This window comes from Acidimangrovimonas sediminis (genome assembly GCF_002871005.1).
GTDB classification, from domain to species: Bacteria; Pseudomonadota; Alphaproteobacteria; order Rhodobacterales; family Rhodobacteraceae; genus Acidimangrovimonas; species Acidimangrovimonas sediminis.
Genome location: NZ_PHSN01000027.1, coordinates 47,936 through 63,685, shown reverse-complemented (window position 1 = coordinate 63,685; position 15,750 = coordinate 47,936). Strand labels below are relative to the sequence as shown.

The 15,750-nt window shown below is 71.5% G+C and carries 12 protein-coding genes; 5 read left to right on the top strand and 7 right to left on the bottom strand.

The annotated features are described in order from the left end of the window. Positions 1 to 20 precede the first annotated feature (20 nt). Together CVV76_RS20710 and CVV76_RS20705 are read right to left on the bottom strand one after the other, a co-directional pair. Positions 21 to 788 (bottom strand): siderophore-interacting protein, encoded by a 768-nt coding sequence (locus CVV76_RS20710; protein WP_102226591.1) that lies wholly within the window; start codon positions 786 to 788, stop codon positions 21 to 23. A gap of 179 nt (positions 789 to 967) precedes the next feature. Further along, positions 968 to 1,675, bottom strand: a complete 708-nt coding sequence (locus CVV76_RS20705; protein WP_158243209.1) for a response regulator transcription factor — start codon at positions 1,673 to 1,675, stop codon at positions 968 to 970. Positions 1,676 to 1,753: 78 nt separating this feature from the next. Here CVV76_RS20705 and CVV76_RS20700 point away from each other — a divergent pair, with 78 nt between their 5' ends. The 3 genes from CVV76_RS20700 to hemP all read left to right on the top strand — a co-directional run bounded on the left by CVV76_RS20700 (position 1,754) and on the right by hemP (position 3,914). After that, positions 1,754 to 3,376, top strand: a complete 1,623-nt coding sequence (locus CVV76_RS20700; RefSeq protein ID WP_102226589.1) for an FAD-dependent monooxygenase — start codon at positions 1,754 to 1,756, stop codon at positions 3,374 to 3,376. Then, the gene (locus tag CVV76_RS20695; protein WP_102226588.1) at positions 3,373 to 3,567 is read left to right on the top strand and encodes a DUF2783 domain-containing protein; all 195 of its coding nucleotides are present in this window, start codon (positions 3,373 to 3,375) and stop codon (positions 3,565 to 3,567) included. Before CVV76_RS20700 ends, CVV76_RS20695 begins: the two co-directional genes overlap by 4 nt. A 143-nt stretch (positions 3,568 to 3,710) precedes the next feature. Further along, positions 3,711 to 3,914, top strand: coding sequence for a hemin uptake protein HemP (hemP, locus tag CVV76_RS20690; RefSeq protein WP_102226587.1), 204 nt, complete (start codon positions 3,711 to 3,713; stop codon positions 3,912 to 3,914). 3 nt (positions 3,915 to 3,917) lie between these two features. On the opposite strand, the gene CVV76_RS20685 is transcribed toward hemP, so the two are convergent. From CVV76_RS20685 to CVV76_RS20660, 5 genes are all read right to left on the bottom strand, one after another. Further along, on the bottom strand, positions 3,918 to 4,991 hold the full coding sequence (locus tag CVV76_RS20685; protein WP_102226586.1) for a tartrate dehydrogenase: 1,074 nt from the start codon (positions 4,989 to 4,991) through the stop codon (positions 3,918 to 3,920). Positions 4,992 to 5,216: 225 nt separating this feature from the next. Continuing rightward, positions 5,217 to 9,098, bottom strand: a complete 3,882-nt coding sequence (locus tag CVV76_RS20680) for an error-prone DNA polymerase (RefSeq protein WP_146010340.1) — start codon at positions 9,096 to 9,098, stop codon at positions 5,217 to 5,219. Positions 9,099 to 9,405: 307 nt separating this feature from the next. After that, positions 9,406 to 10,983: a Y-family DNA polymerase gene (locus CVV76_RS20670; protein WP_102226585.1), complete on the bottom strand. Its 1,578-nt coding sequence runs from the start codon at positions 10,981 to 10,983 to the stop codon at positions 9,406 to 9,408. Next, positions 10,925 to 11,533: an ImuA family protein gene (locus CVV76_RS20665; protein WP_102226584.1), complete on the bottom strand. Its 609-nt coding sequence runs from the start codon at positions 11,531 to 11,533 to the stop codon at positions 10,925 to 10,927. The genes CVV76_RS20670 and CVV76_RS20665 overlap by 59 nt, the downstream gene beginning before the upstream one ends. A 209-nt stretch (positions 11,534 to 11,742) precedes the next feature. Further along, a complete protein-coding gene (locus tag CVV76_RS20660) occupies positions 11,743 to 12,627 on the bottom strand; it encodes a LysR family transcriptional regulator (protein ID WP_102226583.1) in 885 nt (294 codons plus the stop codon). 101 nt (positions 12,628 to 12,728) lie between these two features. On the opposite strand from CVV76_RS20660, the gene CVV76_RS20655 reads away from it, so the two are divergent. Together CVV76_RS20655 and CVV76_RS20650 are read left to right on the top strand one after the other, a co-directional pair. Continuing rightward, positions 12,729 to 14,474 carry an acyl-CoA dehydrogenase family protein gene (locus tag CVV76_RS20655; protein ID WP_102226582.1) on the top strand — a complete coding sequence of 582 codons (1,746 nt, stop codon included), beginning with the start codon at positions 12,729 to 12,731 and terminating at the stop codon, positions 14,472 to 14,474. After that, complete coding sequence (locus CVV76_RS20650) at positions 14,471 to 15,676, top strand: CaiB/BaiF CoA transferase family protein (RefSeq protein ID WP_102226581.1); 1,206 nt, start codon at positions 14,471 to 14,473, stop codon at positions 15,674 to 15,676. Before CVV76_RS20655 ends, CVV76_RS20650 begins: the two co-directional genes overlap by 4 nt. Positions 15,677 to 15,750: the final 74 nt, after the last annotated feature.

Below are 15,750 nucleotides of genomic sequence, written 5' to 3'. Positions count from 1 at the left end.
CGGGCCACCCCCGGCCAGGATCAGTCCGCGATCGACTTCACGCTGGCGTCGGCCTCGCCCCTGATCCAGTAGCCCGAGGCCTTGAGCCATTGCAGCGGGTGGCCCCTGTCCTCGACCAGGTGACGGCGCAGCGCCCGGGCGACACCGCCCTCGGCGGCGATCCAGACGAAGGTGGCGGGGGCAAGACGCTCCTCGGCCAGCGCGGCGATCAGGGGCGACGGGTCGGTCGGGTCGGCCCGATGCAGCCAGCGGGCGGCGACACCGGGCAGCGGCTGTTCGTCCACCGCCTCGGGCACGGCAACGAGGGTACGGATGCTGGCGCGCATGTCGGCGTCTGCGGCCTCCTCGGCGAAACGGCCGATGGCGGGCAGCGCGGTCTCGTCGCCGATCAGCAGCCATTCGGCGATCGGTCCGCCGATCCTTTGCGACCCGCGTGGTCCGCCGATCTCGACGGGATCGCCCACCTGCGCGGCCTGCGCCCATCGGGTGGCGGGGCCCGCGCCTTCCGCCCCGCCATGCAGGGCGAAATCGACGGTGAGCCTGTTGGTCCCGGGATCGAAGGCGCGCGGGGTGTAGTCGCGCCGCGCCTCGCCGCCCGCGCCATCGGGCACGATCAGCTTGAAGTGGTCGTCGAAGGCGGCGGAGGCGAAGCCTGCAAGCGCCTCGCCGCCGAAGGTCAGCCGCAGCATGGCGGGCGATATCTGCTCGCGCGCAGTGACGGTGAGGCTGCGGCGCACGAGGTCGTGGCGGATGCGGTCGATGGTGGGAAGCGGTGCTTGCGAAGTCATCTTTGTCCTTTTCGCGATGGCCCGGCCCCGCGTCCGACAAGGACAAACGCACAGGGCCGGGCAACAGGGCCCGTTTCTGTGCGTTGAGTGACGTTAACGCTTACGCGGACGCGGTGGGCGCCCGGATGTTCGCCTGTTGTAGCGCACCCCTTCCGGAAGGCAAGGGGCTGGGGCCCGCCTCAGCCCTGCCGGCAGATCGCGAAGAGGGCGGCGCGCGAGGCGATCCCCAGCTTGTCGTAGGCGCGCTTGCGGTAGGTGGCGACGGTGCTGGCCCGCACGCCGATCTCCCCCGCGATGGTCTCGGCCTTCTTGCCGGACAGGATGCCGAGGCAGGTCTCCCGCTCGCGCCCGCTGAGCGCGGCCAGCGCGGGTGGCACGGGCGCCTCGCCCGCCCCCTGCCCGTCGAAATGCATCAGCGCCAGCCGGCCCGCCAATTGCGCCAGACCCTCGTCGATCGCCCCGGCCTCGCCCGCGCCGTGGTAGAAATTGACGATCAGTCGCCGCCGGCGCCCAGCCGCCAGCAGCGCAAGTTTCCCGCCAAGGCCCGGCCGCGCGAAGAACAGCGCGCGGTAATCGGGCGAGGCCTCAAGCGCGGCCCCATCGACGCGGCGCAGCGCCAGCGCCCCCTCGGGCAGCGCCATCAGCTCGGGCAGCAGCGGATCCTCGCGGAACCAGCCGTCGAGGTAGCGCCGCGCCAGCGCCTCCCCCATCCGGCCCGCGGAATAATTGCGCGACATCAGGCACAGGGCGCGGTCGGGCGTGACGTCGAAGATCATCACCTGCCGCGCCCCCGACCGTTCGGCCAGGTCGAGGAAGGCACGCGCGAAACCCTCGCCCCCCATGGCGGCAAGGCTCTCGTCGATCCTGCGGTAGATCGGCTCGCTCATCCTGTCCTCCCCGAAAGAGGACATACGCGCCCCGCCCACCACGGTAAACAGGACCGGCACGAGAGAGGGGAGGCACAGATGAGACCGGCCGGACGGGCAGAGACGGACTCGCTCTATTTCACATATCCCGCGTTCGATCCGCCCCGGGGCGCGGCGCGCCACACGCTTTCCGAAAGGACACCGGTGGCGATCGTCGGTGCGGGACCGGTGGGGATGCTGGCCGCGCTGACGCTGGCGCGGCACGGGGTCCGCTCGGTTCTGCTCGAGGCGCGGGGCACGTTCAACGATGGCAGCCGGGCGATCTGCGTCGCACGACAGAGCTTTCACATCCTGCAAAGCCTCGGCGCCGTCGCGCCGTTCGAAGCCAAGGCCCTGGGCTGGACCACCGGGCGCAGCTTCTACCGCGGGCAGCAGATCCTGGAATTCGAGATGCCGGACGGCCCGGATGAGCGCTTCCGCCCGATGTACAACCTTGAACAGCAGTATATCGAGCAATTCCTGTGGGAGGCGATCCGGAACGAGCCGCTGGTCGACATCCGCTGGCAAAGCGCCGTGACCGGCCTGGTTCCCGCGGAAGATGGTGTCGCCCTCGACATCGCCGACCCCGAGGGCAGCTATACCCTGCCCGCCGACTGGGTGCTGGCGGCCGACGGCGCCCGCAGCGCGGTGCGCCGCGCGCTCGGGCTGCGGCTACAGGGCGAGAATTACGAGGGCCGCTACGTCATCGCCGACGTCAAGATGGCGCATGATTACCCGACCATCCGCCGCGCCCTCTTCGACCCGGCCTGCCGCCCCGGCGGCACCGTGCTGATCCACCGCCAGCCCGACGACATCTGGCGCATCGACTACCAGCTGGGCGAGGACGAGGACGCAGAGGAGGCGATCCGCGAAGACGTCGTGCGCGCCAGCGTGGCCTCGGTCCTGGCCGAGATCGGCCACGACGCCCCATGGGAGCTTGAATGGTGGAGCGTCTATTCGGCCAATACCCTCGCGCTTGACGAATATCGCCACGGCCGCGTGGTCTTCATCGGCGACAGCGCCCATATCGTGCCGATCTTCGGGGTGCGCGGGCTGAACAACGGCCTCGCCGATGCGCATAACATCGGCTGGAAGCTGGGCCGCCTGCTGACCGACCGCGCCGGCCCCGGCCTGATCGACAGCTACACCCCCGAACGCCGCGGCGCCACGCTCGACGTCTTCGCCAACGCCTCGAAAAGCGCACGTTTCATGACGCCACCGACCCGTGGCTGGCAGGTGATGCGCGATGCGGCCCTCGGCCTCGCGCTGACCGAGGGCTGGGCCGGCGCCCTTGCCAACCCACGCCAGATGACGCCCTTCACCTATGCGGACAGCCCCGCCGTGCTGGCCGACGATCCGGGCTTTGCCGCCGGCCCCGCGCCGGGGGCCGCGATGATCGACCTGTCCCTCGGCGGCGATTTCCTCTCGGACCGCCTGCCACCCGATTTCACGCTGGTCTGTTTCGATGCCGCGCTGGCGGAAGAGGTCGCGGCCCAGCCCGGGGCACCCGCGGTGGTGCGCCTCGACGACGATCCGCGGATCCATGCGCGGCTCGCCACCGGTGCGGCCTCGGCCTACCTCGTCCGCCCCGACCTGCACATCGGTGCCCGCTGGCGCCACGCCACGGCGGCGGGCGTCGCCGCCGCGATGCACGCCCTGACCTTCCGGGAGGAGACGCGATGACCCCCGACCAGACCGAATCCGTCTACGAAGCCCTTGCCCGCGCCATCGACCGCGCCGCACCCGAGCCGCCCGAGCAGGTCCTTGCCCGGCTCTGCCTGCTGTTGGCCCGCGCGCTGGACGACCCCGCCCAGGTGGACAAGGCGATCGAGGCCGCGCTGAGGGCGCCACCGGGCCCTGACGGGGGGCGCTGACGCCCCCCCCCTTTCCGACCCGTCACCGACCGGCGGAGCGGAAAATCATTGCATGGCATCGAATGTTGAGTAAAATACTCGACTATAGCGATCCAGCCAGACCGGCCTTCCGGCAGCCCGATCCCCACCGAACGGAGCCACCGATGACCGCCGACCCCCGTTTCCCGTCCCGCCTGCACCTCGACGCGACCCGCGCCACACCGCCTGCGTCCGCGGACCGCGCCGCCCTGCCCCGCCATGACGCGCTGAGCCTGACCGGCAACGGCCCTCTGGCCGAGATCGCCTTGGGCGAGCAGGTCTACACCCTGCGCATCACCCGGGCCGGCAAGCTGATCCTGACCAAGTAGGCCCTAGCCCAGCGCGTCGGCCACGGCCTTGCCGCAAGCCTCGGTCCCGGCCTTGCCGCCAAGGTCGCCGGTGCGCAGCGCGGGCTCGGCCAGCACCCGCTCGATCGCCGTGACGATCTCGTCCGCGGCCGCCTTGTGGCCAAGATGGTCTAGCATCATCGCGCCGGCCCAGATCTGCCCGACCGGGTTCGCCACCCCCAGCCCCGCGATATCGGGGGCCGAGCCATGCACCGGCTCGAAGAGCGAGGGGAAATCGCCCTCCGGGTTGATGTTGCCCGAGGGCGCGATGCCGATCGTCCCGGTGCACGCGGGCCCGAGGTCCGACAGGATGTCGCCGAAGAGGTTCGAGGCGACCACCACGTCGAACCGGTCGGGATTGAGCACGAAATGCGCGGTCAGGATGTCGATGTGGTACTTGTCCCAGTCGATGCCGGGATAGGATTTCGCCATCTCCTCCACCCGCTCGTCCCAATAGGGCATGGTGATCGAGATGCCGTTCGACTTGGTGGCCGAGGTCAGGCGCCTTCGCGGCCGCGACTGCGCAAGCTCGAAGGCATAGCGCAGCACCCGGTCGACGCCGTGACGGCTCATCACCGTCTCCTGCATCACGATCTCGCGGTCGGTGCCGCCATACATCCGCCCGCCGATCGAGGAATATTCCCCTTCCGTGTTTTCCCGCACGATCCACATGTCGATCTCGCCGGGCTTGCGATTCGCCAGCGGTGACGGCACCCCGGGCATCAGCCGCGCGGGACGGAGGTTGATGTACTGGTCGAACTCGCGCCGGAACTTCAGGAGCGACCCCCAGAGCGAAACATGATCCGGGATCTTCTCGGGCCAGCCGACCGCGCCGAAGAAGATCGCGTCATGGCCGCCGATCTGGTCCTTCCAGTCCTCCGGCATCATCTCGCCATGGGCCTCGTAGTAATCCCAGGAGGAGAACGGAAACTCGTCGAAACTCAGGTCGATCTCGTGCCGCTTCGCCACGGCCTCGAGCACGCGCAACCCCTCGGGCATCACCTCCTTGCCGATGCCGTCACCGGCGATCACCGCGATCTTCAGACTGTTGCGGACCATGGGCGTTCCTCCGTGCTGCTGCATTCCCTGGGGGAACATAGGGCGATACGGCCGGGAAGTCGCGGGGGTTTCACACCCCCGCACCCGTCGCATCCGCGGGGGTTTCACACCCCCGCACCCCCGTGGGATATTTTCGAGCAGAAAGAAGAAGGCCCTCTCCCCCTTCTTCTGAGTCCAAATATCCCGGGGGGTGCAGGGGGCAGCGCCCCCGCCGGTCCCGCCCTCTCAGTGAAAATCCCGGCTGGGAAACAGGCGCTTTGACTGCTCGCGCGGATGGCGCACCGCCGGGCGGATCCGCGGGCGGGGGGCATCGTCGGCCTCGGGCCGGGTGATCCCCACGACGTTGTCGAGCGGGTGGCCGAGGTCGGCCAGGCGGGCCGAGATGTCCTCGATCCGTTCGGCGATGAGGTGGACGACAAGGCCCTCGCGCTCCAGCTTGCCGGTGACGCGCAGGAGGCGGCCGCCCATCACCGCGCGGCGGAAGCGATCGTAGACCCTCGGCCAGACCACGATGTTGGACACCCCCGTCTCGTCCTCGAGCGTGAGGAAGATCACCCCCGAGGAGGTCCCCGGCCGCTGCCGGGTGATGACGAGGCCCGCCACCGTCACCCGCCCCGCCAGCGGCGGGGTGCCGTCTTCGGGCGTGGCGAGGCGTTCGTGCGACACGAGAGCCTCCCCCCCGGGGGCGGGCAGCGTGGGGCGCAGGATCTCCATCGGGTGGGCGCGCAGGCTCAGGCGCATCGCGACGTAATCCTCGACCACCTCCTCGCCCAGGTGCATCGCGGGCAGCGCGACGCCGGGCTCCTTCCCGCCCTCGCCGTCGAGCGGGTCGGCAAACAGCGGCAGCGGCGCCGGCGCCCGGATCGCGCGCACCGCCCAGAGCGCGTCGCGCCGGGCCATGCCCTGGCCCGCGAAGGCGTCGGCCTCGGCCAGCCGTTCCAGAACATGGGGCGGGGTGCCGGCACGCAGCCACAGGCTTTCGGGATCGGGGTAGCCGTTGCCCCGGGCCGCGACGATCCAGACCGCGTCCTCCTCCCTCAGCCCCTTGACCTGGCGGAACCCCAGCCGCAGCGCCAGCCGCCCGTCGGCGCGGCGTTCCAGCGTGTTGTCCCAGGCGCTGCGGTTGACGCAGACCGGGCGAACCTCGTGCCCGTGGTCGCGCAGGTCGCGCACGATCTGGGCCGGCGCATAAAAGCCCATCGGCTGGGAGTTCAGCAGCGCGCAGGCGAAGATCGCCGGGTGGTGGCACTTCAGCCACGAGGACACGTAGGTCAGCATCGCGAAGGCCGCCGCGTGGCTTTCGGGAAAGCCGTAATCGGCGAACCCCTCGATCTGCGAGAAACAGCTCTCGGCCACCTCGCGGGTGTAGCCGTTGCCCATCATGCCCGCCACGAACCGCTCGCGGTGCTCGCCGATCGTCCCCATGCGACGGAACGAGGCAAGCGAGCGGCGCAGGCGGTCGGCTTCTTCCGGCGAATAGCCCGCGCCGACCACAGCGATCTGCATCGCCTGTTCCTGGAACAGGGGCACCCCGAGGGTCTTGCGCGTCACCTCCTCCAGTGCCGGGCCGAAGGGTTCGTCCTTTTCCAACCCCTGACGGCGGCGGATGTAGGGCTGCACCATGCCGCCCTGGATCGGGCCGGGGCGGACGATCGCCACCTCGATCACCAGATCGTAGAAGGTCTCGGGCTTCATCCGCGGCAGAAAATTCATCTGCGCCCGGCTTTCGACCTGGAACACCCCCACCGCGTCGGCCCGCTGCAACATGGCATAGGTCGCGCCGTCCTCCTGCGGGACGGTATCGAGCCTGTGGCGAATCTCCTCGTGATCGTCGAGCAGGCCGAAGGCCTTGCGGATGCAGGTGAGCATGCCCAGCGACAGCACGTCGACCTTGAGGATCCCCAGCGCGTCGATATCGTCCTTGTCCCACTCGATGATCGTGCGCCCCTCCATCGCCGCGTTCTCGATTGGGCAAAGCTCATCCAGCCGCCCGCGGGTGATGACGAAGCCGCCGACATGCTGGCTCAGGTGCCGTGGGAAGCCGATGATCTCGGCGATCAGCTGGAGGGTCTGGGCCAGCCGCCGGTCGCCCGGGTCGAGGCCCAGCTCGCGCACGCGGTCGGGATCGGCGCCCTTGCCCGAGATGCCCCAGATCTGGCCCGAGAGGCTGGCCGTGACATCCTCGGACAGGCCCATGACCTTGCCCACCTCGCGGATCGCGGCGCGGGTGCGGAAGTGGATCACCGTGGCGCAGAGTCCCGCGCGGTGGCGGCCGTAGGCATCGTAGATGTGCTGGATCACCTCCTCCCGGCGCTCATGCTCGAAATCGACGTCGATGTCGGGCGGCTCGCCGCGGTGGCGCGAGACGAAGCGTTCGAAGACCATGGAGATCTGCTCGGGCGAGACATCGGTGATGCCCAGGGCCCAGCACAGGATCGAGTTCGCCGCGGAGCCCCGGCCCTGGCAGAGGATCCCGCGCGCGCGGGCAAAACCCACGATGTCGTGCACGGTCAGGAAATAGGCGGCGAAGCCCAGCTCGCCGATCAGCGAGAGTTCCTTCGACGCCATGGCCTCGTAGCGCTCGGGGATGCCCTTCGGGCAGCGCCGGGCAAGGCCTTCGCGGGTGAGGCGTTCGAGGCGGGCCTGGGCCGTCTCTCCCGCGGCGACCTCGTCGGGGTATTCGTAACTGAGCTCGTCCAGCGAGAAGGCGCAGCGTGCGGCGATTTCCGCGGAACGGCGGATCGCGGCGGGATGGTGGCGGAAGAGATGCGCCATCTCGTGCGGGGGTTTCAGCCGGCGCTCGGCATTGGGCAGGGCACGGGTGCCGATCGTGTCGATCGTGCAGCCCTCGCGCAGACAGGTCAGCACGTCGGCGAGGCGGCGGCGGTGGGCGCGGTGCATCAGCACATCGCCCACCGCGACCATCGGGGCGTTCAGTTCCAGCGCCAGCGCGGCGCAGGTGTCGAACCAGGCCTGATCCGAGCCATCATAGCGCGGCGCGGCACCGAGAAAGACATGGCCGGGGTAGCGCCGCCCCAGCGCCCGGATCGAGGCACGCACGGCCTCGGGCACACCCGCCGCCGCCGCCAGCCGCGACATTGGGCCAAGCGCCGCGCGGGGGGCGGCGCCCGGGGACGGCGGCGAGGGGCGGCGGGGCCCGTCATCCGGCCCGCCTGGCGGTCCGTCTTCCGCGAAGCGGCGCGCTGTGCCCGGCGGGGGGCCACCCGCTGCCCCGCCTGCCGTCTTTCCAGCCGTCTTTCCTGCCGTTTTCCCGGGTCCGGCGGCGGGCTGGGGGCCGGGTGACTGGGGCCCGGATGAGTGGGGGCCGGGTGACTGGGGGCGGGGTGGCCGGGTTGGTCGCCGGGCGGGCGGCAGGGCGATCAGGATCATGCCCGCGCAGCCCTTCAGCAGGTCAGCGCGGGTCAAGTGGCACTGTCCCTTGGCAGCCCGCTGCTTGCCCTGGCTGAGAAGCCTTGAGAGCCGGTGATAGGCGGCGCGGTCAGTGGGTAGCGCCAGCCAGTCCACCGGATCGTCGGCGAGCACCAGCCGCGCACCGACGATCAGCCGCGGCAGCCCGGCGTCGGGCGGCGGATCGGGGCGGGCCACGTCCTGCGGATCGCCCACCTCCTGCCGCGAACAGCCGTCGATGCGGTGCTGCGACCGGATGCGGAGCCTGCCGGCCTCCTGCCGTGCCGCCTCCCCCGCCTTTTCCCCGGTCCCCTCTCCCGGGCCTTCGTGCTCCCCCGCCCTGGTGTCGGGTCGTTCCGCCACCTCCTGCTTGCCCGCCTCCTGCTTGCCCGCCTCTTGCTCCCCCGACTTTTCCTTCACCGACTGTTCCTTCAACGCCCGGTGCAATTCACGCAGCGCGGAATGCGCGCGCACCACCCCCGCCAGTGAGTTGCGGTCGGTGATGGCGAGGGCGCTCAGCCCCAGTTCGGCCGCGCGGGCGATCAGCTCCTCGGGGTGGGAGGCGCCGGTGAGGAAGGTGAAGTTGGAAGTTGTGCAGAGCTCGGCATAGGGGGCGCTGCCCCCGTCCCGCCCGCCGCTGCGCGCCGACCGGGCCTCCCCCGGGATATTTTCGCTCAGAAGAAGAGAAGGCGTGGACATGCGGGGCCGGGAACACTGGGGGAGACCGGCGGGGGGCGTGAGGGCCGGACCGCGGCGCCGGGTAGGAGACGGGACGAGCCGGGCCGGGCGACCGGTACCGGACGGCGGGAGGCGGGGTGGCGGGCGGTGCCGGTGGCTTCGGACACGGGGTGGAGGGCGCAAGGAAGGCAGGGCACAAAAGGAAGATGGGGGCCGCCCGGCAGCTGCGCGGGGGACCGGGCGGTGGCGGGGTGTGGAGCGGGACGCGCCGCATGCCCCGGGGCGCGGGGCAAGGGCAAGGGGCCGCCGGGAGAGAGCCGGGGTGCAGTCATCCGAAATCCCCCTGGACGAACCAGGCCGGGGCCTCGGGCGTGTGGAACAGCCACAGGCGGCGGCCTTCGCGGGTCTCGACCCGCCAATAGTCACGCAGGCCCCGGTGCCAGGCCTCGTCCTGCATCCACCATTCCGGCGTGAGGCGTTCCGGTCCCGTCGCCCGCGCGGTGGTGAGCGTCAGCCGGCGCCAGCGGAAGCGGCCGGGCGGGCGGGGGCCCTCGGCCAGGATCGGCTCGGGCGGGAACATCAGGACGGGGCGGGGGCGGGGCGGAGCCCAGCCCCCGCCAGGGCGCGACCAGGCGGCGGGCACCGTGAGGAAGGCGCGTTCCGGGATGTGGCTGTCGGCGGGCAGGAACCGGTGGATGTTTTCGATCCCGATGCGGGTGCCGATGCGGGTGATCAGGTCGTCGAGACGGGCCGAGCTCCGGGCGGCCTCACGCGGGTCGCCGGCACGCACCGTCAGCTGGCGGGCGGGCAGCGGCTCCACCTCCACCGCCTCGAGGCGGAGCTGGTCGAGGCCGAAGCCCGCGTCGACCTCCTCCACCCCGCGCTGGAAAAGCGGCAGGATGCGGGCCGGATCGCGCAGCGCGGCGGCAAGGCGCAACTCGACCTGCGCGTGGCCCCGGTCGACCCGGCGCAGCGTCAGGCACAGCCGGCGCGCGCCGACCTCGCGCGCCAGCAGGCGGGTGCAGAGCGCCTCGAGCAGGCGCCCGGTGCCGGCCATCACATCCTCGACCCTTCCGATCGGCTCGGGCAGGGTCAGCCGCACGGCCTGGCGCGGCGGCTCGGGCAGCGGGGCCACCGATTCGGGCTGCCGTCCCAGCGCTTGGTCGAGCCGGGCCAGCACCCCGGGACCGAAGCGCCGCGCGATGGGGGCGCGGGGCGTCGCCTCCAGATCCGCCACCCGGCGCAGGCCGAGACGTTCGAGCCCGGTCACCGCCTCGGGATCGAGCCGGAGCGCGGCCACCGGCAGCGGGGCCAGCGCCGCGCCCTGCCCGCCCGGCGGCGCGATCCCCTCGGCGAAATGCGCCAGCGCCCAGGCCGCACCCCGGGTGTCGGCCAGGCCCAGCCGCACCGTCAGCCCGGCCCGTGCCATCCGCGCGCCGAGATCGTCCAGCAGCGCGGCCTCGCCCCCCGCCAGGTGCGCCGCACCGGTGATGTCCATGACCAGCCCGTCCTCGCCCTCGAGTCCGACCCATGGGCAATACCGCGTGGCCCATCGCGCCAGCACCGCCAGATGTCGCGCGTCGCCACGCGGATCGGCCGGGCGGCTGACCAGCCCCGGGCAGAAGGCGCGCGCGTCGGTCGAGGTCATGCCACGGTAGAGCCCGGCCGCCTCGGCCGCGGCGTTCAGGCAGTGGATCCGCTCGGTATTGGCCTGGCGCTGGGTCAGCACGAAAGGTGGGGTCTGCCCCTGCAACGGCCCCTGCCCCGCGCCCTTCAACGGCCCAGACCCCTGCCCCGCGCCCACGGTACCACCGCCCCCGTCCAGCGGACGCAGGCGCAGCGCGCGGTCAGTGGCCAGGCGCGGAAACCACATCGAGACGATGCGTCTGTGCCCCCCATCGAACATCCCAGGCTCCAATTGTTCCTGATTTGTTCTTTGTAATTTCCCAGCGCATGCGAGTCGAGTCCTCCGGTGCGCCATGATCGGAGGCGGCAGCCAGCACCGGGGTGCAGCGCCAGCGGGTCTCGGCAGCGTTCGAGCCCATGCTCGACCCGCCGGGGCCGCGGTGGCTGGCCGGACCCTCGGGGATCAGGCACAGGCCCGTCGCCTGCCCCGCCCGGGCCGCCAGTTGCAGCCGCCGCCCCTCGCGCAGGTCGAGCGGGCGCGAGGTTTCCAGCACCACGAGGGCGATCACCCCGTCGCGCAGCGCTTCCTCGGCGACGGCGAGGGCGTCGGTCTGGTCGCGAGTCGCCGCGATCAGCAGGCGCGCGGGGTCGAGATAGGCGGCAAGGCCCTGCGGGTTCAGCCGCTCGATCCGCCACGATTCGCGGATCCACAGAAGCGGCCCCTGCACGCCGTCGCCGGCAATGGCGGCAAAGACCGGCGCGGCGGGGCCGAAGGCCTCGTGCACGCGCGCACGGCGCAGGGGGAAAAGATCGCTCAGAGGGCCGGTCATGCGCCGCAGGGTAGCGCGGGCGGACGGGGAATCAAATGGGGTGCCCAGCGGGGCAGGGGCGACAAGGCGGCGAAGGCCGCGGCGGAGCGCGCCCGGGGCGGCGGGGACGGAGCCGAGAACGGGCACGACACCGGGCAGACCTGTGGGCAGACCGGCGGCCAGACGGACGGCCAGACCGACCGCCATACCGACAGGGGCCGCGCCGCCCCCTACCCGCCGGCGATCACGAAGCGGACGAAGGCGCGGGCGGCGGCGCTCTGGCCCTCCTCGCGCCAGATCAGGGCGACCTCGTGTTCCGCCGCCTCCTCCTCGATCTCGACATAGGCGACGTTGGCGAAGGCGGCGCCGGCCAGCGAGCGGGGCACCAGCGACACGCCCATCCCCTGCCCCACCAACGCGACCACCGTGAACCAGTGCTGGATCCGGAAATCCGGGTCCGGCGTCAGCCCCGCGGATTGCAGGAGCCCCGCGATCCGGTCGTGGTAATGCGCGGCGAACTCGCGCGAGAAGACCAGCAGGCGTTCTCCCGCCAGCTCGCTCAGCCGTACCCGGCTGCGGCCGGCCAGCCGGTGGCCCTGCGGCAGGCAGCAGACCAGGCGCTCCGTCTCCAGCGGGTGGTGAGCGATGCCCTCGGGCAGCGGCACGCCGTGGATGAAGCCCACATCGGCCTGCATCCGGCCGATCGCCTCGATCTGCCGGGTGGTGTTCATCTCGTGCAGCACGAGGTCGACGCCCGGATGCGCCTCGGCGAAGGACTGAAGGAGGGGCGGCAGGCGACGAAACAGCATCGACGGCACGAAGGCCACCACGACCCGCCCGCCGCCGCCGCGGGCGGCCTGCACCGCGCTTGCCTCGGCCCGGCCGAGCTGGCCGAGGATGCGGCGCGCGTGTTCGGCAAAGACCGCGCCCGCGGGGGTCAGCCGCACCATCCGGTTCGAGCGTTCCATCAGCGCGACGCCGACCTCGCCCTCCAGCTGCTTGAGGCTGGCGCTCAGGGGCGGCTGCGAGATGTGCAGCCGCTCGGCGGCACGGCCGAAATGCAGCTCCTCCGCGAGGGCAAGGAAATAGCGAAGCTGGCGGAAGGTGATGGCCATGGGCCGGATGATAGGCAAAACCCTATCGAAACTTCCAGAGATAGTATTGGAAATCAGATCACGAAACCGCTTCCCTCCGGCGGCAGACCAGGGAGGCCCAGATGACAGACGCGATCCACCGTAACATTCCCGACAGCGCCGGGCGCAACGCCTTTCGGGCCGATCCGGCGATGGCAGACCTCCTGCGGGTCTACCTGCCGCCCGACATGCTCGACCTTGCGCTGCCCCGGCTCGACCGGATGGGCGCGCTGACGGGCGGGCGGCTCGAGCAGCTGGCGCTGCGCGCCGACAAGAACCCGCCGGTCCTGCACATCCGCGCCCGCAACGGCGCCGACGAAGAGCGGATCGAGAAGCACCCCGCCTACGAGGCGCTGGAACAGGTGGCCTTCGGCGAGTTCGGGCTTGCGGCGATGTCGCATCGCGGGGGCGTCTTCGGAGCGGAGGAAAAGCTGCCCCCGCTGGTGAAATACGCCCTCGTCTACCTCTTCGTGCAGGCGGAATTCGGGCTGTGCTGTCCGCTCTCGATGACCGATTCGCTGACCCGCACGCTGGTGAAGTTCGGATCGCCCGAGCTGGTCGCGCGCTACCTCGACCGGCTGACCAGCCAGGACATGGACAGCCTCTTCCAGGGCGCGATGTTCATGACCGAACAGATCGCCGGCTCCGACGTCGGCGCGATCGAGACGGTGGCGCGGCAGGAGGACGGCACCTGGCGGCTCTACGGTGACAAGTGGTTCTGCTCGAACCCCGATGCGGCGCTTGCGATGGTGCTGGCGCGGCCCGAGGGCGGCGGCGACGGCACCGGCGGCGCGGGAACGAAGGGGCTGTCGCTCTTCCTGCTGCCGCGGCACCTGGCCGACGGGCGGCGCAACGCCTACCGGATCCTGCGGCTCAAGGACAAGCTGGGCACCCGGTCGATGGCCTCGGGCGAGATCGCGCTGGAAGGGGCCGAGGCTTATCTGGTGGGCGACCCGGGACAGGGGTTCAAGCAGATGACCGACATGATCAACATGTCGCGGCTGGCCAATGGCGTGCGTTCGGCGGGGATGATGCGGCGCTCGGTCAACGAGGCGCTGTTCATCGCGGGCAACCGCCGGGCCTTCGGCAAGCGGCTGGACGAGATGCCGCTGATGCAGCGACAGCTGGCGAAGATGCTGGTCAGCGCCGAGCAGGGCCGGGCGATGGTGTTCCATACGGCGCGGGTGCTGGCCGCGGCGGACGCGGGAGAGGCCACGATGGCCAAGGTGCTGCGCATCCTGACCCCGCTGATCAAGTTCCGCACCTGCCGCGACGCGCGCAAGGTGGCAGGCGACGCGATGGAGGTGCGCGGCGGCTGCGGCTATATCGAGGAATGGTCCGACGCCCGGGTGCTGCGCGACAGTCACCTTGGCTCGATCTGGGAAGGGACGTCGAACATCGTGGCGCTGGACGTCGCCCGCGCGGTTCGGCGCGAGGGGGCGCTCGAGGCGCTTGGCGGCTATCTCGACGGGCTGGCGCAGGAGACAGAAGCGGTGCTTGGCCCACAGCCCGCGCTGACCGGGGCCTTCCGCCGCGCCGCGGAACTGATGGCGGCGGTGGCCGGCGACCGGGCGCGCGAATCCGAGGTGCGCACTGCGGCCTCGGCGCTCTACCACGCCACCTCGGCCGGGATCATGGCCTGGGAGGCGGCGCAGCTCTCGCGGAGAAACACGGCGGCAGGGGGGGACCGGCTGGCGCTGGCTCAGGCGGTGGTGTGCCACAAGCTGACCGCCCGCGATCCGCTGGCCCCCGCCACTGACGACGACCTGTCCGGGGTCCTTGCACGCGCCCTGTCCGACGCGGCCGCGATGCCGGAGGCGGCGGAATGAGCGGCGCGGCAGAGAGGAAAGGCGCCCTCGACGGGATCCGCGTGGTCGACCTCAGCCGCGTGCTGGGCGGGCCCTTCGCGGGGCAGGTGCTGGGCGATCACGGCGCCGACGTGATCAAGGTCGAACCGCCGCAGGGTGACGAGACGCGGGAATGGGGGCCGCCCTTCCTCGATGGCACGGCGAGCTATTTCCAGGGGCTGAACCGCAACAAGCGGGCGATCGCCCTCGACCTGCGCACCGGGCCCGGGCGGGAGGTGCTGCTGGCCCTGCTGGCCGAGGCCGACGTGCTTCTGGAGAACTTCAAGACCGGTACGCTGGAAGGCTGGGGGCTGGGGCACGAGGCGCTGGCCGAACGCTTCCCGCGGCTGATCCACTGCCGCGTCTCCGGGTTCGGCGCCGACGGGCCGCTGGGCGGGCTGCCGGGCTATGACGCGATCCTTCAGGGGATGAGCGGCATCATGAGCGTGAACGGCACGGCCGAGGGCGGCCCGACCCGCGTCGGCGTGCCGGTGGTGGACATGGTGACAGGCCTCAACGCGGTGATCGGGGTGCTTCTGGCCCTGCAAGCGCGCCATGCCACCGGTCGGGGGCAGTTCGTCGAGGCCGCCCTTTTCGACACGGCGATCTCGCTCCTCCACCCGCACGCCGCAAACCATGCGCTGAACGGCAAGGTCCCGGGGCGGAGCGGCAACGACCACCCGAACATCTCGCCCTATTCGACCTATGCGACGGGAACGCGGGAGATCTCGCTCACCGTGGGCAACGACCGCCAGTTCGCCCGCCTCTGCGACGAGATCGGCGCGCCCGGGATCGCCGAGGATCCGCGCTTTGCCACCAACGGCGGGCGGGTGACGCATCGCGCCGCACTGCGCGAGGCGCTGGAGTCGGCGATGGCCACGCTTGACGGCGTGGCGCTGGCCGACCGGCTGATCCGGGCGGGGGTGCCGGCCGGGCCGGTCCTCAACGTGGCCGAGGCGCTGGCGCTGGATCATACCGCGCATCGCGGCATGACCGTGCAGATCGGTCCCTACCGGGGCCTTGGCGCGCCGGTGAAGCTTTCGGCCAACCCCGCCAGCTACCGCCTGCGGCCGCCGGGCTATGCCGAGCACCGAGAGGAGATCCTCGACGCCGCCGGCGTGCCCGGCCCCCGTCGGGCGGAACTGCGCGCCGACGGGGTGGCACCGGTCGCGCGGCAGGGGTGAGGGGCAATACCGGGCCGCCCACCACACCCCCGGCCCACCTCCCCGGGGCGTATCCTGGCAAGAAAGAAGGCAGG